This is a genomic window from Paraburkholderia sp. HD33-4, assembly GCF_021390635.1.
In the GTDB taxonomy this organism is placed as follows: Bacteria; Pseudomonadota; Gammaproteobacteria; order Burkholderiales; family Burkholderiaceae; genus Paraburkholderia.
Genome location: NZ_JAJEJS010000001.1, coordinates 3,930,004 through 3,955,000 on the forward strand (window position 1 = coordinate 3,930,004; position 24,997 = coordinate 3,955,000).

General features: G+C 62.7%; 16 protein-coding genes, 2 tRNA genes and 3 rRNA genes (1 of these 21 cut by a window edge). 2 read left to right on the plus strand and 19 right to left on the minus strand.

The features are described from left to right. From murC to coq7, 12 genes are all read right to left on the minus strand, one after another. Positions 1-1,404 carry a UDP-N-acetylmuramate--L-alanine ligase gene (gene murC / locus L0U84_RS17500; RefSeq protein ID WP_233851415.1) on the minus strand — a complete coding sequence of 468 codons (1,404 nt, stop codon included), beginning with the start codon at positions 1,402-1,404 and terminating at the stop codon, positions 1-3. Further along, positions 1,401-2,525, minus strand: coding sequence for an undecaprenyldiphospho-muramoylpentapeptide beta-N-acetylglucosaminyltransferase (murG, locus tag L0U84_RS17505; RefSeq protein ID WP_233851417.1), 1,125 nt, complete (start codon positions 2,523-2,525; stop codon positions 1,401-1,403). The genes murC and murG overlap by 4 nt, the downstream gene beginning before the upstream one ends. Continuing rightward, the gene (ftsW, locus tag L0U84_RS17510; RefSeq protein WP_233851419.1) at positions 2,522-3,799 is read right to left on the minus strand and encodes a putative lipid II flippase FtsW; all 1,278 of its coding nucleotides are present in this window, start codon (positions 3,797-3,799) and stop codon (positions 2,522-2,524) included. Before ftsW ends, murG begins: the two co-directional genes overlap by 4 nt. Beyond that, the gene (gene murD, locus L0U84_RS17515) at positions 3,796-5,307 is read right to left on the minus strand and encodes a UDP-N-acetylmuramoyl-L-alanine--D-glutamate ligase (protein WP_233851421.1); all 1,512 of its coding nucleotides are present in this window, start codon (positions 5,305-5,307) and stop codon (positions 3,796-3,798) included. The genes ftsW and murD overlap by 4 nt, the downstream gene beginning before the upstream one ends. A gap of 25 nt (positions 5,308-5,332) precedes the next feature. Beyond that, positions 5,333-6,502 (minus strand): phospho-N-acetylmuramoyl-pentapeptide-transferase, encoded by a 1,170-nt coding sequence (gene mraY, locus L0U84_RS17520; protein WP_129957744.1) that lies wholly within the window; start codon positions 6,500-6,502, stop codon positions 5,333-5,335. 17 nt (positions 6,503-6,519) lie between these two features. Further along, positions 6,520-7,932: a UDP-N-acetylmuramoyl-tripeptide--D-alanyl-D-alanine ligase gene (locus L0U84_RS17525; protein ID WP_233851423.1), complete on the minus strand. Its 1,413-nt coding sequence runs from the start codon at positions 7,930-7,932 to the stop codon at positions 6,520-6,522. Further along, a complete protein-coding gene (locus L0U84_RS17530) occupies positions 7,929-9,509 on the minus strand; it encodes a UDP-N-acetylmuramoyl-L-alanyl-D-glutamate--2,6-diaminopimelate ligase (protein ID WP_233851425.1) in 1,581 nt (526 codons plus the stop codon). The genes L0U84_RS17525 and L0U84_RS17530 overlap by 4 nt, the downstream gene beginning before the upstream one ends. After that, positions 9,506-11,380: a peptidoglycan D,D-transpeptidase FtsI family protein gene (locus L0U84_RS17535; protein ID WP_233851426.1), complete on the minus strand. Its 1,875-nt coding sequence runs from the start codon at positions 11,378-11,380 to the stop codon at positions 9,506-9,508. The genes L0U84_RS17530 and L0U84_RS17535 overlap by 4 nt, the downstream gene beginning before the upstream one ends. Next, a complete protein-coding gene (gene ftsL, locus L0U84_RS17540) occupies positions 11,377-11,727 on the minus strand; it encodes a cell division protein FtsL (RefSeq protein ID WP_233851428.1) in 351 nt (116 codons plus the stop codon). The genes L0U84_RS17535 and ftsL overlap by 4 nt, the downstream gene beginning before the upstream one ends. Beyond that, positions 11,724-12,677, minus strand: a complete 954-nt coding sequence (gene rsmH, locus L0U84_RS17545; protein WP_233851430.1) for a 16S rRNA (cytosine(1402)-N(4))-methyltransferase RsmH — start codon at positions 12,675-12,677, stop codon at positions 11,724-11,726. The genes ftsL and rsmH overlap by 4 nt, the downstream gene beginning before the upstream one ends. A gap of 15 nt (positions 12,678-12,692) precedes the next feature. Continuing rightward, positions 12,693-13,121 carry a division/cell wall cluster transcriptional repressor MraZ gene (gene mraZ / locus L0U84_RS17550; RefSeq protein ID WP_013090620.1) on the minus strand — a complete coding sequence of 143 codons (429 nt, stop codon included), beginning with the start codon at positions 13,119-13,121 and terminating at the stop codon, positions 12,693-12,695. A 456-nt stretch (positions 13,122-13,577) separates the two neighbouring features. Then, positions 13,578-14,216 (minus strand): 2-polyprenyl-3-methyl-6-methoxy-1,4-benzoquinone monooxygenase, encoded by a 639-nt coding sequence (gene coq7 / locus L0U84_RS17555; protein ID WP_233851432.1) that lies wholly within the window; start codon positions 14,214-14,216, stop codon positions 13,578-13,580. 308 nt (positions 14,217-14,524) lie between these two features. Between coq7 and L0U84_RS17560 the strand changes: the two genes are divergently transcribed. Continuing rightward, a complete protein-coding gene (locus L0U84_RS17560; RefSeq protein ID WP_233851434.1) occupies positions 14,525-15,715 on the plus strand; it encodes a porin in 1,191 nt (396 codons plus the stop codon). Positions 15,716-15,838: 123 nt separating this feature from the next. Here L0U84_RS17560 and L0U84_RS17565 read toward each other — a convergent pair whose 3' ends face one another. Together L0U84_RS17565 and L0U84_RS17570 are read right to left on the minus strand one after the other, a co-directional pair. Continuing rightward, positions 15,839-17,512: a long-chain fatty acid--CoA ligase gene (locus tag L0U84_RS17565; protein ID WP_233851435.1), complete on the minus strand. Its 1,674-nt coding sequence runs from the start codon at positions 17,510-17,512 to the stop codon at positions 15,839-15,841. Positions 17,513-17,658: 146 nt separating this feature from the next. Next, positions 17,659-19,737 carry a molybdopterin-containing oxidoreductase family protein gene (locus tag L0U84_RS17570; RefSeq protein ID WP_233851436.1) on the minus strand — a complete coding sequence of 693 codons (2,079 nt, stop codon included), beginning with the start codon at positions 19,735-19,737 and terminating at the stop codon, positions 17,659-17,661. A 188-nt stretch (positions 19,738-19,925) separates the two neighbouring features. Between L0U84_RS17570 and L0U84_RS17575 the strand changes: the two genes are divergently transcribed. Then, positions 19,926-21,122: a M20 aminoacylase family protein gene (locus L0U84_RS17575; RefSeq protein ID WP_233851437.1), complete on the plus strand. Its 1,197-nt coding sequence runs from the start codon at positions 19,926-19,928 to the stop codon at positions 21,120-21,122. Positions 21,123-21,241: 119 nt separating this feature from the next. Here the strand turns inward: L0U84_RS17575 and rrf are convergent. The 5 genes from rrf to L0U84_RS17600 form a co-directional block, all read right to left on the minus strand. Next, positions 21,242-21,355 (minus strand): 5S ribosomal RNA (gene rrf, locus L0U84_RS17580). A 155-nt stretch (positions 21,356-21,510) separates the two neighbouring features. Further along, positions 21,511-24,391: ribosomal RNA gene (locus tag L0U84_RS17585) — 23S ribosomal RNA — on the minus strand. Positions 24,392-24,686: 295 nt separating this feature from the next. After that, positions 24,687-24,762 (minus strand) — tRNA-Ala (locus L0U84_RS17590). A 46-nt stretch (positions 24,763-24,808) separates the two neighbouring features. Next, positions 24,809-24,885, minus strand: a tRNA-Ile gene (locus L0U84_RS17595). Positions 24,886-24,959: 74 nt separating this feature from the next. Then, positions 24,960-24,997 (minus strand): 16S ribosomal RNA (locus L0U84_RS17600) (it continues 1,493 nt past the right edge of the window). The 16S, 23S and 5S rRNA genes sit together here with 2 tRNA genes alongside, the layout of an rRNA operon.

The window sequence follows — 24,997 nt, forward strand, 5'->3', positions numbered from 1 at the left end:
TCACACCTTCATGTCCTGAGCGAGTCGAACCGGCACACCGCCGATCGAACCCGCGCCCATCGTTATCACCACATCGCCGTCGCGCACCACCGTGGACAGCGCGTCCGGCACTTCATCCACCGTATCGACGAACACCGGCTCGACCTTGCCCGCCACGCGCAGCGCGCGCGCCAATGCGCGGCCGTCGGCCGCGACGATCGGCGCTTCGCCGGCCGAATAGACTTCGGTCAGCACCAGCGCGTCGACGGTCGACAGCACCTTCACGAAATCCTCGAAGCAATCACGCGTGCGCGTGAAGCGGTGCGGCTGGAACGCCAGCACCAGACGACGGCCCGGAAATGCACCGCGCGCCGCCGCCACCGTGGCGGCCATTTCGACCGGGTGATGACCGTAGTCGTCCACCAGCGTGTAAGAGCCCGCGGCCCGGCCGTCGCTCGTGACCGGAACTTCGCCGTAGCGCTGGAAGCGTCGGCCGACGCCGTTGAAATCCGCGAGCGCTCGCTGGATATCGGCATCTTTCACTTCAAGTTCAGTCGCAATTGCAATTGCGGCCAACGCGTTCTGCACGTTGTGCTCGCCCGGCAGGTTCAACGTGACGTCGAGCGGCGCCGCGTCCTCGCGCATCACGGTGAAATGCATGCGGCCTTCGCGGGCTTCGACGTTGACCGCGCGCACCTGCGCATCGGCCGCGAAACCGTAGCGGATGATCGGCTTCGACACGAACGGCAGGATCTCCTTCACGTTCGGATCGTCGACGCACAGCACCGCGATGCCGTAGAACGGCAGACGGTGCGTGAATTCGATGAACGCCTGCTTCAGACGCGCGAAGTCGTGACCATAGGTGTCCATATGATCGGCGTCGATGTTCGTGATGACTTCGATCACCGGGAACAGATTCAGGAACGACGCGTCCGATTCGTCCGCCTCGGCGACGATGAAGTCGCCGGTGCCGAGGCGCGCATTCGCGCCCGCGCTGATCAGCCGCCCGCCGATCACGAAGGTCGGATCGAGCCCGCCCGCTGCGAGCACACTCGCGACCAGCGACGTGGTCGTGGTCTTGCCGTGGGTGCCGGCGATCGCGATGCCCTGCTTCAGACGCATCAACTCCGCGAGCATCACCGCGCGCGGCACGATCGGAATGCGGCGATGACGCGCCGCCAGCACTTCCGGGTTGTCGCTGCGCACCGCGGTCGACACCACCACCGCGTTCGCGCCTTCGATGTTCTCCGCCGCGTGCCCGATCGAAATGCGCGCGCCGAGCCCGGCGAGGCGCTCCGTGACCGCGTTGCCCGACAGGTCCGAGCCGCTCACCTGATAGCCGAGATTGACGAGCACTTCGGCGATGCCGCTCATGCCCACGCCGCCGATGCCGACGAAATGAATGTGTTTGACGATGTGTTTCATTGCTTTCCTTCTGGGCTCACGCCCGCCGTCGAACCCGCACCCGCCACCGTCGCGCAGATCTGCGCGACCTGTTCGGTGGCATCCGGTTTCGCGAGCGAGCGCGAACGCTCCGCCATTTCCGCGAGACTTTCCCGCGTCTGGCTGCGCAACCAGTCGGCGAGCTTTTCCGCCGACAGGTCGCGTTGTTGCACGACCAGCGCCGCGCCGTTGTCGGCGAGGAACGCTGCATTGGTGGTCTGGTGATCGTCGACCGCGTACGGGAACGGCACGAACAGCGCCGCGACGCCAACCGCCGAAATCTCCGACACCGTCATCGCGCCCGAGCGACAGATCACCAGATCGGCCTGCGCATAGGCGCTCGTCATGTCGTCGATGAACGGCACCAGCGAGACGTCCGCGCCTGCCTGCAAGCCTGCGGCCGCATAGTTCTCGCGCAACGCGTCGATATGCTTGGCGCCCGCCTGATGCACGATGCGCGGCCGCTCGTCGGGGCCAAGCAGCGCGACCGCGCGCGGCACGACTTCGTTCAACGCGGCGGCGCCGAGACTGCCGCCCACGACGAGCACGTTCAGCGGACCGTTACGCTGCGCGTAGCGTGCTTTGGGTGCATTCGCGCGCGCAAGTTCCTCACGAATCGGATTGCCGGTCCATTCGCCGTGCGGCAGCGCATTCGGAAACGCGACCAGCACGCGCTTCGCGAGCTTCGCGAGCACCTTGTTCGCGAGACCGGCGATCGAATTCTGTTCGTGCAGCACGAGCGGACACCCGCTCAGCGCAGTCATCAGACCCGCCGGGAACGTGATGTAGCCGCCCATCCCGAGCACGACGTCGGGCTTCACGCGACGCAGCACGGAGAGGCTCTGCGTGCACGCGCGCAGCAGGTTCACCGGCAGCATCAGCTTGGTCTTCAGACCTTTGCCGCGCACGCCGCCGAAGCGCACGTACTCCATCGGTATGCCGTGCTTCGGTACCAGCGTCGCTTCCATGCCCGCGGGGTTGCCGAGCCATACGACTTTCCAGCCCCACGCCTGCATCAGATGCGCGACCGCGAGCCCCGGGAACACGTGCCCCCCGGTGCCGCCGGCCATCACCATCAGCGTGCGTTGTGGCAGAGCCGTCATACTTTGCCCCCGCGCATCAGCACACGATTTTCATAATCCACCCGCATCAGCACGGCGATCGCAACGCAGTTCAGCAAAATGCCCGAGCCGCCATAGCTGACGAGCGGCAGCGTGAGACCTTTGGTCGGCAGAAGGCCGAGGTTCACACCCATGTTGATGAAGGTCTGCGCGCCGAACCAGATGCCGACGCCCTTCGCGACGAGACCTGCGAACGTGCGATCGAGCGCGAGCGCCTGACGGCCGATCTCGAACGAACGGCGCACGATCCAGTAGAACATCAGGATCACGACCAGCACGCCGACGAAACCCAGTTCCTCGCCGATCACCGCGAGAATGAAGTCGGTATGCGCTTCCGGCAGATAGTTGAGCTTCTCGACGCTGCCGCCGAGACCGACGCCAAACCACTCGCCGCGTCCGAACGCGATCAGCGAGTGCGTCAACTGATACGCCTTGCCCTGCGCGTAGCGGTCGTCCCACGGATCGAGGTACGCGAAGATCCGCTCCCGACGCCACGGCGACGCCCACACCAGCAACGTGAACGTGCCCACCGCGGTCGCGACGAGACCGCCGAACAGCTTGCCGTTCACGCCGCCTAGGAACAGCACGCCCATCGCGATCGCCGCGATCACCATGAACGCGCCCATGTCGGGCTCGAGCAGCAGCAGCGCGCCGACGAGACCGACCGCGACCGCCATCGGCAGAAAGCCCTTGGCGAAGCTGTGCATGTATTCCTGCTTGCGCACCGTGTAGTTCGCCGCGTAGATCGTCACCGCGAGCTTCATGATTTCCGACGGCTGCATGTTCGTGATGCCGAGCGGAATCCAGCGGCGCGCGCCGTTCACACCCTTGCCGATGTGCGGAATCAGCACGATCACGAGCGCAACGAGCGAGATAAGGAAGAGCTTCGGCGCGTACTTGTCCCACGTCGAAATCGGAATGCGGAACGACGCGACGCCGACCGCCGCGCCCATCAACACGAAGATGATCTGGCGCACGAGAAACGCCCAATCGCGGTACGACGAGTACTTCGGCGAATCGGGCATCGCGATCGACGCCGAGTACACCATCACGATGCCCAGGCCGAGCAGCGCGACGACGACCCACAGCAGCGAGTGATCGTAGTCGAGCATGCGCGAGCGCAGCGGCCGCACGCCGTTGACCGCGCTCGCGAGACCGCTGCCGCCCGAGCGGCTGGACGTGCGGGCAGACGTGCCTGCGCCGCCGCCGTTGCCGCCGGCGGCTTCGCGCGAGCCGAAACGTTCCGACCAGCTCATATCATCGTCCCCCGTTCGGCTGCGATCTCTTCGACCGTGCTGCGGAATACCGCCGCGCGGTGTGCGTAACCCTTGAACATGTCGAAGCTCGCGCACGCGGGCGACAGCAGCACCGCGTCGCCGGGCTGCGCGAGCGCGGTGGCCGCGCGCGTCGCGTCTTCGAGCGTCGCGTGATCGGTCATCGCGACGCCGCAATGTTCGAGCGCCGCGCGAATCTGCGGCGCGTCGCGGCCGATCAGCATCACCGCGCGGCACCAGCGCATCACCGGCGCGGCGAGCGGCTCGAATTCCTGGCCCTTGCCGTCGCCGCCGGCGATCAGCACGACGCGTTGCGCCAAGCCGTCCAGCGCGGCGACCGTCGCGCCGACGTTGGTGCCCTTGCTGTCGTCCACGTAGTCGATGCCGTCGATCGACGCGATCAACTCCACGCGATGCGGCTCGCCGCGGTATTCGCGCAAGCCGTGCAGCAACGGCGCGCCGGGCAGGCCGATCGCGCGGGCGAGCGCGTACGCGGCCAACGCGTTCGCGGCGTTGTGCAGGCCGCGGATGCGCAGCGCGTCGGCGGGCATCAGACGCTTCAACGCGATGTCGGGCGTTGCGGCTGCTTCGTTCTTGCGACGGCGCTTCGTCGTCGGTTCGTCGGTCGCATCGCGATCTTGCGCCTCGACGAGCCACACCATGCCGTTGTCGCGCAACAGGCCGTAATCACCGTCGTTGTTCGGCTCGGTCACGCCGAACGTCACGATCTCCGCGCCGCCGCTGGCAGGCGCGAGCGACATCACGCGCGCGTCGTCGCGGTTCAGCACGCGCACCGTCTGTGTACCGAAGATCCGACCCTTCGCGGCTGCGTACGCGTCGAGTCCGCCGTGCCAGTCCAGGTGGTCCTGCGTGATGTTCAGCACGGCCGCCGCGTCCGGCGCAAACGTATGTGAGGTTTCCAGTTGAAAGCTCGACAGTTCGAGCACCCACACGTCGGGCAGCGCGGTCTGGTCGATCGCTTCGGACAGCTTGTCGAGCAGCGACGGGCTGATGTTGCCTGCCACCGCGACCTTCTTGCCCGCGCGTTCGCACAGCAGGCCGGCGAGGCTCGTCGTCGTGGTCTTGCCGTTCGTGCCGGTGATCGCGATCACTTTCGGCGCGTAGCCCGATTCACCGAGCGTGCGCAGCGCCTGCGAGAACAGTTCGAGCTCGCCCCACACCGGGATGCCCTGCTCGCGCGCCGCCGTGATCAGCGGCAGCAGATCGGCGGCGAGAGGCGACAGGCCCGGGCTGATCGCGACCAGCTCGACACCTTCGAGCAGCACCGGCGAAAACGCGCCGCCGACGAAATCGGCATCGACGCCATGCGCTTCGAGCGCGGACAGGTTCGGCGGCACTTCGCGCGTATCTGCCACGCGCAGCCGACAGCCGTGCCTGGCGCACCAGCGCGCCATCGCGAGACCGGATTCACCCAGTCCCAGCACGAGCACCATCGGCTTTTGCCGATCCCGAAACTTCTCGCCGAACATCGCCTGCTTCCTTAAATACTGCTGCTTAACGCAATTTGAGAGTGGACAAACCGAACAGGCACAACATCAACGTGATGATCCAGAAACGCACGACCACCTGCGTTTCCTTCCAGCCCGACAATTCGAAATGGTGATGCAGCGGCGCCATCTTGAAGAACCGGCGGCCTTCGCCGTAACGGCGCTTCGTGTATTTGAACCACGTGACCTGCAACATCACCGAAAGCGTTTCCGCGACGAAAATGCCGCCCATGATGAACAGCACGATTTCCTGACGCACGATCACCGCGACCGTGCCGAGTGCGCCGCCGAGCGCGAGCGCGCCGACGTCGCCCATGAACATCTGCGCCGGGTGCGTGTTGAACCACAGGAACGCGAGGCCCGCGCCGCCCATCGCCGAACAGAAGATCAGCAATTCGCCCGCGCCGGGAATGTGCGGAAACAGCAGGTATTTCGAGTAGACCGAGCTGCCCATCACGTACGCGAACACGCCGAGCGACGCGCCGACCAGCACGACCGGCATGATCACGAGGCCGTCGAGGCCGTCGGTCAGATTCACCGCATTGCTCGCGCCGACGATCACCAGATACGTGAGCACGATGAAGCCCCACACGCCGAGCGGATAGGTGATCGACTTGAAGAACGGCAGCAGCAGGTCGGCGCGTGCGGGCAAGCCCATCGACAGGCCGCTGCGCACCCACGCCATGAACAGGTCGAACACGCGCACGTTGCTCGCCTCGGACACGCTGAACGCGAGATAAACCGCCGCGAACAGGCCAATCACCGATTGCCAGAAATACTTCTCGCGCGACGACATGCCGCGCGGGTCCTTGTAGACGACCTTGCGGTAATCGTCGACCCAGCCGATCACGCCGAAGCCGAACGTGACGAGCATCACGATCCAGATGAAGCGGTTGGTCAGGTCGGCCCACAACAACGTGGCCACGCCGATGCCGAGCAGGATCAGCACGCCGCCCATCGTCGGCGTGCCCGATTTGACGAGGTGAGTTTGCGGGCCGTCTTTGCGAACGGCCTGGCCGACCTTCATCGCGGTCAGCTTGCGAATGACCGCCGGGCCGCAGACGAGCCCGATCAACAACGCGGTGATGGTCGCCATCACCGCGCGAAACGTCAGATAACTGAACACGCGCAAGAAGCTTGCGTCATTCTGCAGCCATTGCGCCAGCGCCAGTAGCATGCCTGGATCCTTCTATTTCAATGTGCAGCGGGCGTCGTGCCCGCGGCGTTGGGTTGTGGACTCGTAACGGCGTCCACCACGCGCTCCATCTGCATGAAGCGCGAGCCTTTCACGAGAAGCGTTGCGGCAGCGCCGAAGCCGGCCTGCTGCAATTGCGCGACCAGCGCGCCGACATCGGCGACGTGGTGCGCGCCCGCGCCATATGCGGTGCAGGCGTCGCGCGAGGCGTCGCCCATCGCATACAGCGCGTCGATACCGCGCTCTTTCGCATACGCGCCGATTTCGCGGTGAAATGCCGGGCCGTTGTCGCCGACTTCACCCATGTCGCCCATCACGAGGACTCGCGGCGATTCACGCGACGCGAGCACGTCGATCGCGGCGCGCATCGAATCGGGATTCGCGTTGTAGGTGTCGTCGATCACGGTTGCGCCCGCGAGCGTGCCGAGCGCTGCCTGCTTGACCTGCAGACGGCCCTTCACCGCGCCGAACGATTCGAGGCCGCGCTGGATCGCGTCGAGCGACACACCTGCGGCGAGTGCGGCGGAAGTCGCCGCGAGCGCGTTGTGCGCGTTGTGATTGCCCAGCACCTGCAGCGTGACGTCGAGATGGCCTTGCGGCGTGTCGATGCTCAAGCGCTTGCCGTCGAACGTGCCCTTCACCGCGGCTTCGGTCGTGCGCTCCGCGCTGTTCAGCGCGAAATCGATGATGCGGTTGCCGGTGGCGGCGACGCGCCAGATGCTCGCGTACGCGTCGTCGGCGGGGAACACCGCCGTGCCTTCCGGCGACAGCGCGTGAATCACGCTCGCGTGTTCGAGCGCGACCGCTTCGACGGTCGCCATGAATTCCTGGTGCTCGCGCTGCGCGTTGTTGACGACGGCCACCGTCGGCTCGGCAAGTTTCGCGAGCAGTTCGGTTTCGCCCGGATGGTTCATGCCGAGTTCGACCACCGCGAGCCGATGCGCGGCGTGCAGACGGAACAGCGTGAGCGGCAGACCGATGTCGTTGTTGAAATTGCCCGAGGTCGCGAGACGCGCATCCGCGCCGACCGCGGCCGCGAAGATCGACGCGATCATTTCCTTGACCGTGGTCTTGCCATTGCTGCCCGTGACCGCGACGAGCGGCAGGTCGAACTGACGACGCCAGCCGCGCGCGAGCGCGCCGAGCGCTGCGCGCGTATCGGCGACGCGGATCGCGGGCACGCTCCAGTTCTCCGGCGTGCGCGCGACGAGCACGGCCGCGACGTTGTGCTCGGCGACTTGCGGCAGGAAGTCGTGCGCGTCGAAACGATCGCCCTTGATCGCGATGAACAGATCGCCGGGACCGGCGCTGCGGCTATCGGTCGACACGCGCTCGAAGCGCACGCTGTCGTCGCCGGTGACGCTCGCGCCGGGGATCTGCGCAACGGCTGCACGTAGCGAGAACATGGTCATTCGCCACCTCCGCGTGTTTGTGTGGCCCGCGCGGCGAGCGCGAGGCGGGCGTGATCCTGATCGGAGAAAGCGCGTTTCTTGCCCATGATTTCCTGTGTGGCTTCGTGCCCTTTGCCGGCCAGCACGATCACGTCCTCGCGCGCGGCGCCGCGGATCGCCTGCAGGATCGCGCTCGCGCGGTCCTCGATGCGGCGTGCCGTGAAAGCGTGCTGCATGCCCGCGGCGATTTGCTCGATGATCGCGAGCGGATCTTCGCTGCGCGGGTTGTCGCTCGTCACGACGACTTGGTCGGCCAGCCGCTCGGCAATCGCGCCCATCAGCGGACGCTTGGTCGCATCGCGGTCGCCTCCGCAGCCGAACATGCAGACGAGTTCGCCGCCGCGCGCGGTCGCGATCGGGCGCAGCGCTTCGAGCGTTTTTTCGAGCGCATCGGGTGTGTGCGCGTAATCGATCACGACGAGCGGTTCGTCGTTCTGCAGACGGCCGCCCAAACGCTGCATCCGGCCGTTCACCGGGTCGAGCTTCGCGAGTTCGGCGAGCGCCGCGTCGAACGGCACGTCGGCGGCAAGCAGCACGCCGAGCACCGCGAGCAGATTGCTGACGTTGAAGAGGCCGAGCGTTTGCACTTCGACTTCGGCGTTGCCCCACTCCGACGTGCTCAGATGAAACGCGGTGCCGGTGGCGGTGGCACGCACGTTCGAGGCGGTGAGCCACGCGTCGGCTTGAGGAGTGTCTTTGGCGTCAGCGGTGCCTTGTCCTTGTCCTTGTCCTTGCCCGTCCTCGATGCCATAGGCGATCGTGCGCGCGTGACCAAGCGTGCTCGCGAGCAAACGCCGGCCCGCGGCGTCGTCGCGATTGATCACGGCCGCGCGCAGTTCCGGCCATGCGAACAGGCGCGCCTTGGCGGCTTCGTACGCCTCGAACGTGCCGTGATAGTCGAGATGGTCCTGCGTCAGGTTCGTGAACACCGCGATATCGAACGCGGTGCCGTTCACGCGCCCCTGATGCAGCGCATGCGACGACACTTCCATCGCCACCGCCTGCGCGCCCGCGTCACGCAATTGCGCGAGGCTGCGCTGCAATTGCGGTGCGTCGGGCGTCGTGAAGCCGGTGTGCACGAGCTGGCCGACGAGCCCCGTGCCGAGCGTGCCGACGATCGCACAGCGCGTGCCGAGCGCGGACAGCGCCGCGGCTACCCACTGGCTGCACGAGGTCTTGCCGTTCGTGCCGGTGATGCCGACCGCGAGCATCGCGTCGCTCGGATCGCGATACCACGCGCTCGCGATCGTGCCGGCGAGTTCGTTCAACGCAGGCACCGCGTGCGCGACGCACGCATCGAGCGCGCCGCTGAAGCCTTCGGGTTGCACCAGCACGGCGGCCGCGCCGCGTTCGATGGCCGCGTCGATGAACGCGCGGTTGTCGGCGCCGTCGACCGCGTACGCGAAGTACGCGTCGCCGGCCGCGAGCGAGCGCGTGTCGGCGTGCAGATGCGCGCCTGGCTGCACGTGCGCGTGCAGCCAGGCGAGGGCGTCGGCGATCTGCCGGTGCGCTGGATGTTGCTCGCGCAGCGCGCTCATCGCTCGACTCCCGGATGATTTTTCGGGTTGGCGGAAATGGTCAGCTTCTTCACGCCCGGGCTCGTCGACAGCTTCCTTGCCGCGGGCTGTGCGGCCGGCGCTGCCGGCGCGCCGGGCGCAGGCGGCGCCGAATCGTCGGACACGACCATCTGCTTGACGGGCATGTCGGGCGGCACGTTCAGCGCGCGCAGCGTATCGCCGACGATGCCCGAGAACACCGGGCCCGACACCTGACCGCCGAAGTGGCTGCCCGCCGTCGGCTCGTCGACCGACACCGCGACGACGATGCGCGGATTCGGCATTGGCGCCATGCCGACGAACGACGCGCGATATTTGGAGTGGTCGTAGCCGTGCGGCCCGTGTTTGTATGCGGTGCCGCTCTTGCCGCCGACGCGATAGCCGGGCACCGCCGCATCCGGCGACGTGCCTTGCGCCGACACGACGGTTTCGAGCATCGTGCGCACTTCACGCGCGGTGGTCGGCGAAAAGATCTGCGGACCGACGGCCGGCTGGTCGCCCGGCGCATGGAAAATCGTCACCGGCATGATCTGGCCGTCGTGCGCGATCGCGGTGTACGCGCGGCCGAGCTGGAACAGCGACACCGACAGGCCGTAGCCGTACGACATCGTCGCCTGCTCGATGCGGCGCCAGCTCTTCCACGGACGCAGGCGGCCCGCCGCCGCGCCCGGGAAACCGACCTTCGGCGCCTGGCCGAGACCGATGCTGGTGTACATGTTCCACATCTCTTCGGGCCGCAGCTGCATGGCGATCTTGGTCGCGCCGATGTTGCTCGACTTCTGGATCACGCCGCCGACCGTCAGCACGCCGAAGCCGCTGTCGTCGGTAATCGGCGCGCCGTCGAGTACGAAGTGACCGTTGCCCGTATCCACCAGTGTAGTCGGCGTCACGCGGTGCAGATCGAGCGCGAGCGAAATCGTGAACGGCTTCATGATCGAGCCCGGCTCGAACGTGTCGGTCAGGATGCGATTGCGCAGCTGGTCGCCGGTCAGGTGCGTGCGGTCGTTCGGGTTGTAGGTCGGGTAGTTGACGAGCGCGAGCACTTCGCCGGTGCGCACGTCGATTACCATCGCCGCGCCGGCCTTCGCCTTGAATTTCTCGACGGCCGCTTTCAGGTTCGTATAGGCGATGTACTGGATCTTGCTGTCGATCGACAGATCGACGTCGCGGCCGTTGTGCGGCACGACCTGCTCGTCGACGTCCTCGATGATGTGGCCCATCCGGTCCTTGATCACGCGACGGCTGCCCGACATGCCCGCGAGCAGTTTCTGGTCGCCGAGCTCGACGCCTTCCTGCCCCTCGTCCTCGACGTTCGTGAAGCCGATCAGGTGAGCGGTGATTTCGCCTTCCGGATAGAAGCGCTTGTACTCGTCGCGCGAGTAGATGCCGGGAATGTCGAGCGCCACGACTTTGTCAGCGACGTCGACCGGCACCTGGCGCTTCACATAGACGAAGGTCTTGTCTTCCGACAGCTTCGCGCGCAGCTCCTTCGTGGTCATGCCGAGCAGCTTGCCGAGCGAGTCGAGCTTGTCGGCGCCGAGGTCGTCGGGCACCGATTCCGGAATCGCCCAGATTGCGCGCACCGGCAGACTCGTGGCGAGCACGAGGCCGTTGCGGTCGAGAATCTTGCCGCGCGTGGCGGGCATGTCGATGCGGCGCTGATAGCGGATTTCGCCCTGCTTCAGATAGAACGCGTTGCCCGGGCCCTGAATCCAGAACGCGCGCGCGGCGAGCGCAACGAACGCCATGAACAGCATGAACACGACGAGCTTCGAGCGCCACATCGGCAGACGCACCGACAGGATCGGGTTGGCCGAAAACGCAACGCTCTTGTGGGCCGACGATTTTTTCATCGCGTGGCTCCGCGACGGGTCGCGACCGGCGCCGAGGCCGGCGCGGAAGTCGGAATGGGGGCGTCGATCGCCGTCGCGGCGCCCGGGTCGAGCGTCAGGTACTGGGTGCGGCCCGTGGTGACCGATTGCATCTTCAGCGAGGCGGTGGCGAGCTGTTCGATGCGCGACGTTTTGGACAGCGCGCTCTGCTGATATTGAAGCTGCGAATAGTCCTGCTGCAGCTGACGCTCCTGCGACTGCGCGCGCTGCAGCTGGATAAAGATCTGACGCTGCTGATTGGTCGCGTTGACGACCGACAAGGCACAGCCCATCACGATGATCAGCAGGAAAATATTGAGACGGTTCATGGCGCGATCCGCTCCGCCACGCGCATCACGGCAGAACGGGCGCGCGGGTTGTCGGCGACTTCGGCGTCGCTCGCGAAAACGCGGCCGATTATCTTGAGCGGAGGGCTCGGCAGGTCGACCGCACGGATCGGCAGGCGGCGGTCGACCGCCGGCGTGCTTGCGTGCGCCTGCATGAATCGCTTGACGATACGGTCCTCGAGCGAATGAAAGCTGATGACCACCAGCCGCCCCCCTTGCTCCAACAACGACAACGCTGCTTCTAGAACGACTTGCAGCTCCGCAAGCTCTTGATTGACGTGAATCCGTATAGCCTGAAAGGTGCGGGTTGCCGGGTCCTTGCCCTTCTCACGGGTTTTGACGACGTTAGCCACGATTTGGGCAAGCTCGCCCGTGCTGACGAGAGGCCCAAGACGGTCGGACTCTGCCCGGCGAGCAACAAGCGCCTTTGCAATCTGAAAAGCAAACCGTTCTTCCCCATAATCTCGTATCACCTCCGTCAGTTCCTGCACCGTAGCCCGCGCGAGCCAGTCAGCCGCGGACTCACCGCGCGTCGGGTCCATCCGCATGTCGAGCGGGCCGTCGGCGCGAAAGCTGAAGCCCCGCTCCGGATCGTCGACTTGCGGCGACGACACGCCCAGATCCAGCAACACCCCCGACACACGCCCTACCCCGCGCTCAGCCATCGCGCCGCGCAGTGAAGCAAAACTCTCGTGGACGATGGCAAAGCGCGGATCGGCGATTTTCTGCGCCGTCGCGATCGCGAGCGGATCTTTGTCGAACGCGATCAGCCGTCCCGCTTCACCGAGCCGTTCCAGCACGAGGCGGCTATGGCCGCCACGGCCGAACGTGCCGTCCACATACGTGCCGTCGGCGCGCGTGACCAGCGCATCGACCGCTTCGTTCAACAGCACCGTGCGATGCTGCAATTCGTTTCCCATCGCAGAAGCCATATAAATTAGCCGCGATCAGAACGTGAAGTCTTTCAACGCGTCGGGCATGCCCTCGGCGATCGCCGCCTGTTCCTTCGCGGCGTAAATCTGTGCATCCCACAGCTCGAAGTGACGCCCCATGCCGAGCAAGGTCACTTCCTTTTCCAGCGAGCCAGCCGCGCGCAACTCCGGCGACACGAGCACACGGCCTGCGCCGTCCATATCCACATCCATTGCATTGCCGAGAAAAATGCGTTTCCACCAGGCTGCGTTCATGGGCAGCTTGTCGACCTTGTCGCGGAAGATTTCCCATTCGGGGCGCGGAAAGAGCAACAGGCAGCCGTCCGGGTGCTTGGTGATCGTCACCCGGCCCTCTGCCTGTGTTTGCAGCGCATCCCGATAACGAGAGGGAATCGACATCCGCCCTTTCGCATCGAGCGTCAGCGCCGACGCCCCTTGGAACACTTTGCTCTCCCCTATTCGACGCTATTTGCGCCGCCCGCCCGGTCCGTGAAAATCTACCTGAAAGTGATGTCGCGAACACACAAAAATACACTTTCTCACACTGTCTCCCACTTTAGAGGAACGCTAAACAGGGGTCAAGGGAGCGGCCCGCTTTTCGAGCGGATTTTGTTTGCTAGAACAAGGACTTAGCGCGACTCCTTCACGTCCCGCATAAAACGGAAAACCGTTATAAATGAATGGGCTAGTGCAACTTGTGAAGGTGATACGTGAAAAGTGCGGGGAAACAGCGTGGATTGAAAGAGATCGTTAAGGGCGTGTGGAAGGGAAAACGCGGCGTTGCGGGGACGGATGACGAACGGCGCGTGCGGCGCCGTCCCACCTGCGAAAAATGCGTTCAGCGATAGTTGAGGCGATACGTGCGTTGCTCCGGTGTGCGGAGCGAAGCGGGTGAAACGCTCATATGTAATAGGCGGTGCGCGTCATCACCTTCGACATCGCGCGCATCAACGCGCGCGCCGGAAACGGCAACTCGATGCCGCCCGCGTCCATCGCGGCCTTGCCGTGCTGCGCTTCATCGACGCGCATCTGCTCGACGATCGCGCGCGATTCGTGGTCCGCGGCGGGCAGCTGGTCGAGATGACTGTCGAGATGCTGCTCGACCTGGCGCTCCGTTTCGGCCATGAAGCCGAGACTCACGCGATCGCCGAAACGTCCCGCGGCGAGTCCAATCGCGAGCGCGCCGGTGTACCACAGCGGATTGAGCAGACTGGGACGCGAGTCGAGCGCTTCGAGGCGTTTGGAGGTCCACGCCAGATGGTCTTCTTCTTCCGACGCGGCGTGATCGAACATCGCGCGCAACGAAGGCGAATCGGTGGCGAGTTTCTGCGCCTGGTAAAGCGCCTGCGCGCACACTTCGCCGACGTGGTTCACCCGCATCAAACCCGCCGCATGCGCGCGCTCCGCGGGCGAGAGTTCGGGCGCCTCGGCCGTCGTCGCAGAAGCCTGCGGAAGCGGCAGCGGACGGCTCATCCGCGAGACCCCCGTCAGTGAGCGTAAACCCCGATCAAACTCGCCAATCAACTCGTCCAGCAACATAAAGCACTCCCTGATTCGACAACCGCCGCATCGTTCCGGAAGGTCCGCGCGACAAGGCCTTGCGACGCGAAATCCGCAGCCTGACAGGCACCAATCCGCATGAAACGGGCGGTTAATTTCGGATTCTAGACCATGTTGCGTAAACGAAACAGCAACCCTCCGGAGCGGCTCCTTTTTCTTTGTCCCATGTATGCCTTTTGTTACATTACGTGGCAACTTCTCGCGAAGTTGGACAAGCAAGGCCCTCAGCACCTACTAAATATTTCGCCTTGTACAAAAGATTCGCAGTAATCCTTGGAGATCATTCGATGAAAAAGTCGCTTCTCGCTCTCGCAGCACTGGGCGCATTCGCAGGCGTCGCTCATGCGCAGAGCAGCGTGACCCTGTACGGCATCGTTGATGTGGGTATCACCTTTACCAACAACGTCGGCCTCGGCAGCAAAGTCCCCGGCGGCTACCAGCAGTACGCAATGACCAGCGGCGTCCTGCAAGGCTCGCGTTTCGGCCTGCGTGGCACGGAAGATCTGGGCGGCGGTCTGAAGGCTCTGTTCGTTTTGGAAAACGGCTTTGACACGACCAACGGCAAGCTCGGTCAAGGTGGCCTGATGTTCGGTCGTCAGGCATACGTCGGTCTGTCGAGCCAGTTCGGCACGGTCACGCTGGGTCGTCAGTACGACTCCGTCGTCGACTACGTGGGTCCGTTCGAAGCGGGCGATCAGTGGGGCGGCTACCTCGCCGCTCACCCGGGCGACATCGATAACTTCAACAACGCGTATCGCACCAACAACACGGTCAAGTACACGAGCGCGAACTACAACGGCCTGACGTTCGGCGGCACGTATAGCTTCGGCGGCCAGGCAGGCAACTTCACCAGCAACCAGATCTGGTCGTTGGGTGCTGGCTATAACAACGGTCCGCTGCAATTGGGCGTTGGTTACTTGAACGCACGTACGCCGGCAGCGTCGGGCGGTCTGTTCAACAACGGTGGCACGATTGCCGCTGCTAACGCAGCCGTGACGACCCCGATCTACCAAGGCTTCGCATCGGCCAACACGTACCAGGTCATCGGTGCGGGCGGCGCGTACACGTTCGGCGCGGCTACCATCGGCCTGACGTATTCGAACATCCAGTTCGGCAACCTGGGCAAGACGTTCGCGTCGCCGTTCACGGGCCAGAAGGCAACGTTCAACAACGGCGAAATCAACTTCAAGTATCAGTTGACCCCGGCACTGCTGGTCGGCGCGGCGTATGACTACACGCGCGGCGAGCAGATCGAAGGCAACTCGCGTGCTCAGTACCATCAGGGCGCACTCGGCGTGGACTACTTCCTGTCCAAGCGTACGGACGTGTACCTCATCGGCGTGTACCAGCACTCGCTGGGCGAGACGCTCAACTCCGCTGGTCAGGTGGTCGCAGCAACGGCAGGCATCAACGGCCTGACCGGTTCGTCGACCACCAACCAGGTCGCGGCTCGTATCGGTATCCGCCACAAGTTCTAATAAGTCGTAAAAAAGCAGTTTGTCTCAAGGCGCCTTCGGGCGCCTTTTTTTGTCCCCGGATTTCGTCCGCGCAGCAAAAAGCCCGGCGCACTTTCGTGCGCCGGGCTTTTGTTCTTTGCTCGCTTACGCCCTGCCGTCGCGCAATTCGCGGCGCAGGATCTTGCCGACGTTGCTCTTCGGCAGTTCGGTGCGGAATTCGACGACCTTGGGCCGCTTGTAACCAGTCAGTTGCGTTTTGCAGTACGCGAAGATCTGTTCGTCGGTCAGCGACGGATCCTTCTTCACGACGAACAGCTTCACCGCTTCGCCGGAATGCTGATCGGGTACGCCGACCGCCGCGACTTCGAACACGCCCGGCAGCTTTGCGACGACGTCCTCGACTTCATTCGGATACACATTGAAGCCGGACACCAGAATCATGTCCTTCTTGCGATCGACGATCTTCACGAAGCCGTCCGCGCTCATGATGCCGACGTCCCCCGATTTGAAGAAGCCGTCCGCCGTCATCACCTTGGCCGTTTCGTCGGGCCGGTTCCAGTAGCCCGCCATCACCTGCGGGCCGCGGATGCAGATCTCGCCGGGCTGGCCGGGCGGCACTTCGTTGCCTTCGTCGTCGCGGATCGATATCTCGGTCGACGGCAGCGGCAGGCCGATCGTGCCGCTGTATTCAGTGGCGGTGACGGGATTGCAGGTCACGCACGGCGACGTTTCCGACAACCCGTAGCCCTCGACGATCGGCGTGCCTGTCAGCTCGAACCAGCGCCTGGCGACCGCCTCCTGCACCGCCATGCCGCCACCGTTCGCGGTCAGCAGCTTCGAGAAATCGAGCTTGTGGAAGTCGGGGCTGTTCAACATCGCGTTGTACAGCGTGTTGACGGCGGGAATCGTCGTAATCGCGTAACCCTCGAGCGACTTGATCATGCCGGGGATATCGCGCGGGTTCGGAATCAGCACGCCGAGCCCGCCGGTGCGGATCGTCAGCAGCCCGCACACGGTCAACGCGAATACGTGATACAGCGGCAGCGCGACGACCGTGATGAATTGGTCGATATCGGTGCGTTTCGCGCGCACCGGATTGAGCCAGACCTCCGACTGCAGCACGTTCGCGATCAGGTTCCGGTGCAGCAGCGTCGCACCCTTGGCCACGCCCGTGGTGCCGCCCGTGTACTGCAGAAACGCGATATCGTCAGGCCCCTGCTGGACCGGCTTGAAGGTCACACGTGCGCCCTCCGAAACCGCGTCGTTGAACTTGACGTGCCCGGGCAGGCTCCACGCCGGCACCATCTTCTTCACCTTGCGCACGACGAAGTTCACGAGCGGGCCCTTGATGCCCATCAGGTCGCCCATCGCCGCGACCACAACATGCTTGACCGGCGTGTTGCGCACGATCGCCTGCAAGGTCCCCGCGAAATTCTCGAGAAGGATGATCGCCTCAGCGCCGCTGTCCTTCAGTTGATGTTCGAGTTCGCGCGGCGTGTACAGCGGATTCACATTTACGACCACATAGCCCGCGCGCAGAATCGCGGCGATCGCGACCGGATACTGCAGCACGTTCGGCATCATGATCGCGACACGCGCGCCGCGCGTGAGTCCCTTCGACTGCAGCCACGCCGCAAGATTGCGCGAAAGCTGGTCGAGTTCACCGTAGCTGATCTGCTTGCCCATGCACACGAACGCCGGCTTCGCGCGGTGTTCGCGAAAGGCTTCCTCGAGCAACTCGGCCACCGACGAGTAGCGGGTCGGGTCGATCTCTGCGGGAACGCCGGGCGGATAAGATTTCAGCCAGATTTTCTCCATGCAGCGTCTCCTGAATTATTTTCGAATGGTCGTGCTAAAAACGCATCGTAGCATGGGCATATTGCGGCCAATGGCCAAAGCGATGAGGTTAGACGGCAGCCTCGAACTTGCGAGGCTGGGCACCAGCTTCAATGTGCGCGCGGTTCTCAGGCCCGCTCGACTTCGACGAGACAGTCGTAAAACGTCGCGGATCCGCCGAGATCGGTGAGTGCCTGACTCGTCAGCTGGTTGGCGTTGCGGCCGTCCGGCGCCAGCTTCTTCCACCAGATCGACAACCCGACGACCAGCCCTTCGCGCGCCCGATCAGTCACGCGGGCGCGCGCCTGCATCGAGCCGCGGTCGTTGAAGATGCGCACCTGATCGCCGTCGCCGATGCCGCGCGTCTGCGCGTCCGTCGGGTGGATGTCCAGATGCGGTTCGCCTTCGGTCGCGCGAAGACTCTCGACGTTCACGAAGGTGCTGTTCAGGAAGTTGCGCGCGGGCGGCGAGATCATCGCGAGCGGATAGCGGGCCGCCAGCTCGGGAGCGCCGTCGGCCGACTCGTAGGGTGGCAGGTAGTCGGGCAGCGGGTCGAGACCCTGTTGTGCAAGTCGCTCGCTGTAGAACTCGCACTTGCCGGACGGCGTGCGAAAACCGCCGTCGGCAAATGGCGCGTCAGGCAGATTGAGACGGGCCCAGCCGGCTTGCCTCAGCGTCGGCCAGTCGACACCGGCCAGCGTGTTGTCATCCCAGTCAAATGCGGCTTGCGCGACCGCTTCATCGCTGTCGAAGAGCGCCGGTTCCGTCAGGCCCATGCGACGCGCGAGGCCGCGAAAGATCTCGGTATTCGGGCGTGCGTCGCCGATAGGCGCGATGGCGGGCAGGTTGACCATCACGTGCGTCTGGCCGTACGACTTGTGCACGTCGAGGTGCTCGAGCTGCGTCGTGGCGGGCAGCAGCAGGTCGGCGTAATCCGCGGTGTCGGTCTGGAAATGCTCGAGCACGATCGTGAACAGATCCTCACGCGCGAAGCCGGCCGCGACGCGTTCGGAGTCCGGTGCGACCGCGACCGGATTCGAGTTGTAGACGACGATCGCCTCGACCTTGGGGCCGAACGTCGCGTCGCCCGGATGCAGCAATGCGTCGCCGATCGCATTCATATTGATCACGCGGCTCGGCTTCGAGGGCCAGCCCGGCGTCAGGTCGGGACGCTGCAACGCGTGCGAGTCAACCGGTGCCCAACCGCTCGACGACAACAGCGCCCCGCCCGCACGCTCGCGCCACGCGCCCGTCAGCGACGGCAGACACGCAATCGCGCGCACCGCATTGCCGCCGCCGCGCACTCGCTGAAGACCGTAGTTCAAGCGGATCGCGGCTTTCTTCGTGCTAGCGTAAAGTCGCGCAAGTTCGGCGATTTCGTGTTCTTCGAGCCCACAAATTTCACTAACGCGTGACAGTGGATAGCCGAGCGCGCGCGCCTTCAAGTCGGTGAAGCCGAGCGTGTGCGCCGCGATGTATTCGTGGTCGAGCAGATCCTCGGTGATCAGCACGTTCATGATGCCGAGCGCGAGAGCCCCGTCTGTGCCTGGCTTCAGCGCGATGTGTTGATGGCATTTCTCCGCGGTGAGCGAGCGATACGGATCGATTGCGATCAGCCGGGCGCCGCGACGCTTGGCTTCTTGCGCGCGCGTCCAGAAATGCAGATTCGATGCGATCGGATTGGCTCCCCAGATCAGGATCACCTCGCTCTCAGCGAAATACTCGGTGTGCATCCCGAGGCCGCCGCCATACGTGTATTTGAGGCCAGCTGCGCCGGCAGCCGCGCAAATCGTCCGATCCAGCTGCGATGCGCCGAGCTTGTGGAAGAAGCGCTGCGCGATGCTGTCACCCTGCACCAGGCCCATCGTGCCCGCGTAGCTGTACGGCAGAATCGCTTCGGGCGCCCGTTGGGCAATCTCGCCGAGGCGGCTTGCGGCGAGGTCCAACGCTTCGTCCCAGCTGATCGGCTCGAAGCGGCCCTCGCCCTTGCTGCCGACGCGCTTCATCGGCGTCGTCAAGCGGTTCGGATGGTACACACGCTCAGCGTAGCGGCTGACCTTCGTGCACAGCACGCCCTGGGTCGGCGGGTGGTCGGGATCGCCGACGACCTTGATCGCACGTCCGTTGTCGACGGTCACGCGCATCGCGCAGGTGTCGGGGCAATCGTGCGGGCACACGGCGCGCGCGAATTCGGTCGGGGCGTTCATCGGCAATGTGTCCTGGCGAGCAGTGAGCGGTCGGTCAAAATGGAATTTTATTACGTCGATAGCCCGTCGGCCTGGATGGTGCCGCTAAAAATGCCTTCGGCGTAGAATGAATTATCCGCAACGCCCGGGCCGACGTGGTCCGCAGCGATCTCATCGCTAGTCAAGCACAAACGCATAATCACTCCATCATGAAACTGATCCCCGAAATTCAGGCCGCTCGCGGCGAAATCCAGACCCTTCGACGAACCATCCATGCCCACCCGGAGCTGCGCTATGAAGAGACGGCGACTGCTGATCTCGTCGCGCGTTCGCTCGAGTCCTGGGGCATCGAGACCCACCGTGGATTGGGCAAGACCGGTGTAGTCGGCGTATTGAAGCGCGGTAACGGCTCGCGCGCGATTGGTCTGCGTGCCGATATGGACGCGCTACCGATCCAGGAGGTCAACAGCTTTGATCATCGCTCGACGAACGACGGCAAGATGCACGCGTGCGGCCATGACGGGCATACGGCGATGCTGCTCGGCGCCGCCCGCTATCTGGCCAAACACGGCGATTTCGACGGCACGATCGTGTTCATTTTCCAGCCGGCCGAAGAAGGGGGCGCCGGCGCGAAGGCGATGATGGACGACGGCCTATTCACGCAATTTCCCGTGGACGCCGTGTTCGGCATTCATAACTGGCCTGGCATGCCCGCGGGCCACTTCGGCGTGACCGAAGGCCCGATCATGGCATCGAGCAATGAATTTCGCATCGCAATCATGGGGGTCGGCTCGCATGCGGCGCTACCTCACAATGGCCGCGATCCGGTCTTTACGGCGGTGCAAATTGCCAGCGGGCTGCAAAGTATCATCACGCGGAACAAAAAGCCGCTGGATACTGCGGTATTGTCGATTACGCAGATACATGCCGGCGATGCGGTCAACGTCGTGCCGAATGACGCATGGATCGCGGGGACCGTGCGGACCTTCACGACCGAAACGCTCGACCTGATCGAGTCGCGCATGCGCAAGATCGCGCAGAGCACAGCCGAAGCATACGATTGCTCCGTTCAGATCCAGTTCCACCGGAACTATCCCCCGACGATCAACAGCAGCGAGGAAGCGCGTTTTGCGGCGTCGATCATGAAAGAGGTCGTTGGCGCGGAAAATGTCGATGACGCAGTTGAACCGACCATGGGAGCCGAGGACTTTTCGTTCATGCTGCTGGCGAAACCGGGTTGCTATGCGTTCTTGGGCAACGGCGATGGCGGCCACCGAGAAGCTGGCCACGGCGCGGGCCCTTGTATGTTGCACAACGCGAGCTATGACTTCAACGACGAGCTATTGCCGGTGGGTTCGACGTACTGGGTTCGGCTGGCGCAGAAGTTTCTGGCGCAGGGAAAGTAGAAAGTTGCGATGCGTTGAGGCGGGTGGAGATATCGCTTGCCTCAATGCTGCTCGTAAATTTCGGGCGCGTAAACGCAGAAACCCCACCGCGGTGGGTGGGGTTTCTGACTGGGTGAGGAGCCTGACGATTACCTACTTTCACACGGGCAATCCGCACTATCATCGGCGTGGAGTCGTTTCACGGTCCTGTTCGGGATGGGAAGGGGTGGGACCGACTCGCTATGGTCATCAGGCATGACGGGTTGCTGCGTCGCAATGGTATGCGCCACAGCCAATCGGGAAGAAGCGTAAAGGATTCGTGTGTGGGGGTTGCGTTGTTTCTGGCACAACACCGATCTCAACCGTGTGCGTGTCGCTCCCCCTGCTGGGGGTAAAACACACCGGTTATAGGATCAAGCCTTACGGGCAATTAGTATCAGTTAGCTCAGTACATTACTGTACGTGCACACCTGACCTATCAACGTCCTGGTCTTGAACGACCCTTCAAGGGGCTCGAAGCCCCGGGGATATCTCATCTTAAGGCGAGTTTCCCGCTTAGATGCTTTCAGCGGTTATCTCTTCCGAACATAGCTACCCGGCGATGCCACTGGCGTGACAACCGGTACACCAGAGGTTCGTCCACTCCGGTCCTCTCGTACTAGGAGCAGCCCCCTTCAAATATCCAGCGCCCACGGCAGATAGGGACCAAACTGTCTCACGACGTTTTAAACCCAGCTCACGTACCTCTTTAAATGGCGAACAGCCATACCCTTGGGACCGGCTACAGCCCCAGGATGAGATGAGCCGACATCGAGGTGCCAAACACCGCCGTCGATATGAACTCTTGGGCGGTATCAGCCTGTTATCCCCAGAGTACCTTTTATCCGTTGAGCGATGGCCCTTCCATACAGAACCACCGGATCACTATGACCTGCTTTCGCACCTGTTCGACTTGTCAGTCTCACAGTCAAGCACGCTTATGCCATTGCACTATCAGCACGATTTCCGACCGTACCTAGCGTACCTTCGTACTCCTCCGTTACACTTTGGGAGGAGACCGCCCCAGTCAAACTGCCTACCATGCACTGTCCCCGACCCGGATTACGGGCCAAGGTTAGAACCTCAAACAGATCAGGGTGGTATTTCAAGGACGGCTCCACGCAGACTGGCGTCCACGCTTCATAGCCTCCCACCTATCCTACACAGACCGGTTCAAAGTCCAATGCAAAGCTACAGTAAAGGTTCATGGGGTCTTTCCGTCTAGCCGCGGGGAGATTGCATCATCACAAACACTTCAACTTCGCTGAGTCTCGGGAGGAGACAGTGTGGCCATCGTTACGCCATTCGTGCAGGTCGGAACTTACCCGACAAGGAATTTCGCTACCTTAGGACCGTTATAGTTACGGCCGCCGTTTACCGGGACTTCAATCAAGAGCTTGCACCCCATCATTTAATCTTCCGGCACCGGGCAGGCGTCACACCCTATACGTCCACTTTCGTGTTTGCAGAGTGCTGTGTTTTTATTAAACAGTCGCAGCCACCAGTTTATTGCAACCCTTTCACCCTCCTGGCGCAGGCCAGTCAAGCTACAAGGGCGTACCTTATCCCGAAGTTACGGTACCAATTTGCCGAGTTCCTTCTCCCGAGTTCTCTCAAGCGCCTTAGAATACTCATCTCGCCCACCTGTGTCGGTTTGCGGTACGGTCACTGTGAAACTGAAGCTTAGAGGCTTTTCCTGGAACCCCTTCCAGTTGCTTCGCTTCCGAAGAAGCTCGCGCCACACCCTTGAGTCCTGTGCCCGGATTTGCCAAAGCACCCTCTTCAATGCAGCGACCGGGACTTCCAACACCCGGACAACCTTCCGCGATCCGTCCCCCCATCGCATTTCACAATGGTGCAGAAATATTAATCTGCTTCCCATCAGCTACGCATTTCTGCCTCGCCTTAGGGGCCGACTCACCCTACGCCGATGAACGTTGCGTAGGAAACCTTGGGCTTACGGCGAGGGGGCCTTTCACCCCCTTTATCGCTACTCATGTCAGCATTCGCACTTCCGATACCTCCAGCACACTTTCCAGTGCACCTTCGCAGGCTTACGGAACGCTCTCCTACCATGCGTGCAAAGCACGCATCCGCAGCTTCGGTATATGACTTAGCCCCGTTACATCTTCCGCGCAGGACGACTCGATCAGTGAGCTATTACGCTTTCTTTAAAGGGTGGCTGCTTCTAAGCCAACCTCCTGACTGTTTTAGCCTTCCCACTTCGTTTCCCACTTAGTCATATTTGGGGACCTTAGCTGGCGGTCTGGGTTGTTTCCCTCTTGACACCGGACGTTAGCACCCGATGTCTGTCTCCCGTGATTGCACTCTTCGGTATTCGGAGTTTGCTATGGCGTAGTAATCCGCAATGGACCCCACAACCATGACAGTGCTCTACCCCCGAAGGTGATACACGAGGCACTACCTAAATAGTTTTCGGAGAGAACCAGCTATTTCCAGGTTTGTTTAGCCTTTCACCCCTATCCACAGCTCATCCCCTAACTTTTCAACGTTAGTGGGTTCGGTCCTCCAGCACGTGTTACCGTGCCTTCAACCTGGCCATGGATAGATCACCTGGTTTCGGGTCTACACCCAGCGACTGAACGCCCTGTTCGGACTCGCTTTCGCTACGCCTGCCCTAATCGGTTAAGCTTGCCACTGAATGTAAGTCGCTGACCCATTATACAAAAGGTACGCCGTCACCCCTTGCGAGGCTCCGACTGTTTGTATGCATGCGGTTTCAGGATCTATTTCACTCCCCTCCCGGGGTTCTTTTCGCCTTTCCCTCACGGTACTGGTTCACTATCGGTCGATCACGAGTATTTAGCCTTGGAGGATGGTCCCCCCATCTTCAGACAGGATTTCACGTGTCCCGCCCTACTTGTCGTACACCTAGTTCTTCCTCGCTGTTTTCGTCTACAGGGCTATCACCTGCTATGGCCGCACTTTCCAGAGCGTTCGACTAACAATGAGAATAAAGAGTACAGGCTGATCCCATTTCGCTCGCCACTACTTTGGGAATCTCGGTTGATTTCTTTTCCTGCGGTTACTTAGATGTTTCAGTTCACCGCGTTCGCTTCACATGACCTATGTATTCAGTCATGGATACTCCATTAGGAGTGGGTTTCCCCATTCGGACATCTCCGGATCAAAGCTTGTTTGCCAGCTCCCCGGAGCTTTTCGCAGGCTACCGCGTCCTTCATCGCCTGTGATCGCCAAGGCATCCACCACATGCACTTGTTCGCTTGACCCTATAACAGGTGTGTCTCAAGACGCACCCGCTACAGGTTGAGTATTCGTGTTGCGCCGTATTCCAAAGCAATCTTTCGATCACTTAAAAATACATCGATACAATCACAACCCTGATTCACCTACTCACGCACCCATCTCTAAGTACGCTTTCGTGAATCTCTTTACTACTTCTTCCTGATTGTTAAAGAACGACAGCCGATATCACAGTCACACTGTGTACCGCTCTGACTGGCTCAATCGCCAATGCAAAGTACTCAGCATCCCACTTCATGCTGAACCCTTGGCATTGAGGATTGGTGGAGGATGACGGGATCGAACCGACGACCCCCTGCTTGCAAAGCAGGTGCTCTCCCAGCTGAGCTAATCCCCCGGTCATACAGCACTCACGGGTGCCCAGCCTGCACCACAGACAAGGATGGTGGGTCTGGATGGATTCGAACCATCGACCCCCGCCTTATCAAGACGGTGCTCTAACCGACTGAGCTACAGACCCCTGAGCCTGTCTGCGTTGCTTCTACTAACCACAGCCGATAAGCGTGAGCGCTTGCGCAGCAATGCAAGCTCTGGAAAGGAGGTGATCCAGCCGCACCTTCCGATACGGCTAC

Bases quoted from the DNA above. Each gene is read 5' to 3' on its own strand.
- murC (WP_233851415.1), bottom strand. From the start codon at position 1,404: ATGAAACACATCGTCAAACACATTCATTTCGTCGGCATCGGCGGCGTG.
- murG (WP_233851417.1), bottom strand. From the start codon at position 2,525: ATGACGGCTCTGCCACAACGCACGCTGATGGTGATGGCCGGCGGCACC.
- ftsW (WP_233851419.1), bottom strand. From the start codon at position 3,799: ATGAGCTGGTCGGAACGTTTCGGCTCGCGCGAAGCCGCCGGCGGCAAC.
- murD (WP_233851421.1), bottom strand. From the start codon at position 5,307: ATGTTCGGCGAGAAGTTTCGGGATCGGCAAAAGCCGATGGTGCTCGTG.
- mraY (WP_129957744.1), bottom strand. From the start codon at position 6,502: ATGCTACTGGCGCTGGCGCAATGGCTGCAGAATGACGCAAGCTTCTTG.
- L0U84_RS17525 (WP_233851423.1), bottom strand. From the start codon at position 7,932: ATGACCATGTTCTCGCTACGTGCAGCCGTTGCGCAGATCCCCGGCGCG.
- L0U84_RS17530 (WP_233851425.1), bottom strand. From the start codon at position 9,509: ATGAGCGCGCTGCGCGAGCAACATCCAGCGCACCGGCAGATCGCCGAC.
- L0U84_RS17535 (WP_233851426.1), bottom strand. From the start codon at position 11,380: ATGAAAAAATCGTCGGCCCACAAGAGCGTTGCGTTTTCGGCCAACCCG.
- ftsL (WP_233851428.1), bottom strand. From the start codon at position 11,727: ATGAACCGTCTCAATATTTTCCTGCTGATCATCGTGATGGGCTGTGCC.
- rsmH (WP_233851430.1), bottom strand. From the start codon at position 12,677: ATGGCTTCTGCGATGGGAAACGAATTGCAGCATCGCACGGTGCTGTTG.
- coq7 (WP_233851432.1), bottom strand. From the start codon at position 14,216: ATGTTGCTGGACGAGTTGATTGGCGAGTTTGATCGGGGTTTACGCTCA.
- L0U84_RS17560 (WP_233851434.1), top strand. From the start codon at position 14,525: ATGAAAAAGTCGCTTCTCGCTCTCGCAGCACTGGGCGCATTCGCAGGC.
- L0U84_RS17565 (WP_233851435.1), bottom strand. From the start codon at position 17,512: ATGGAGAAAATCTGGCTGAAATCTTATCCGCCCGGCGTTCCCGCAGAG.
- L0U84_RS17570 (WP_233851436.1), bottom strand. From the start codon at position 19,737: ATGAACGCCCCGACCGAATTCGCGCGCGCCGTGTGCCCGCACGATTGC.
- L0U84_RS17575 (WP_233851437.1), top strand. From the start codon at position 19,926: ATGAAACTGATCCCCGAAATTCAGGCCGCTCGCGGCGAAATCCAGACC.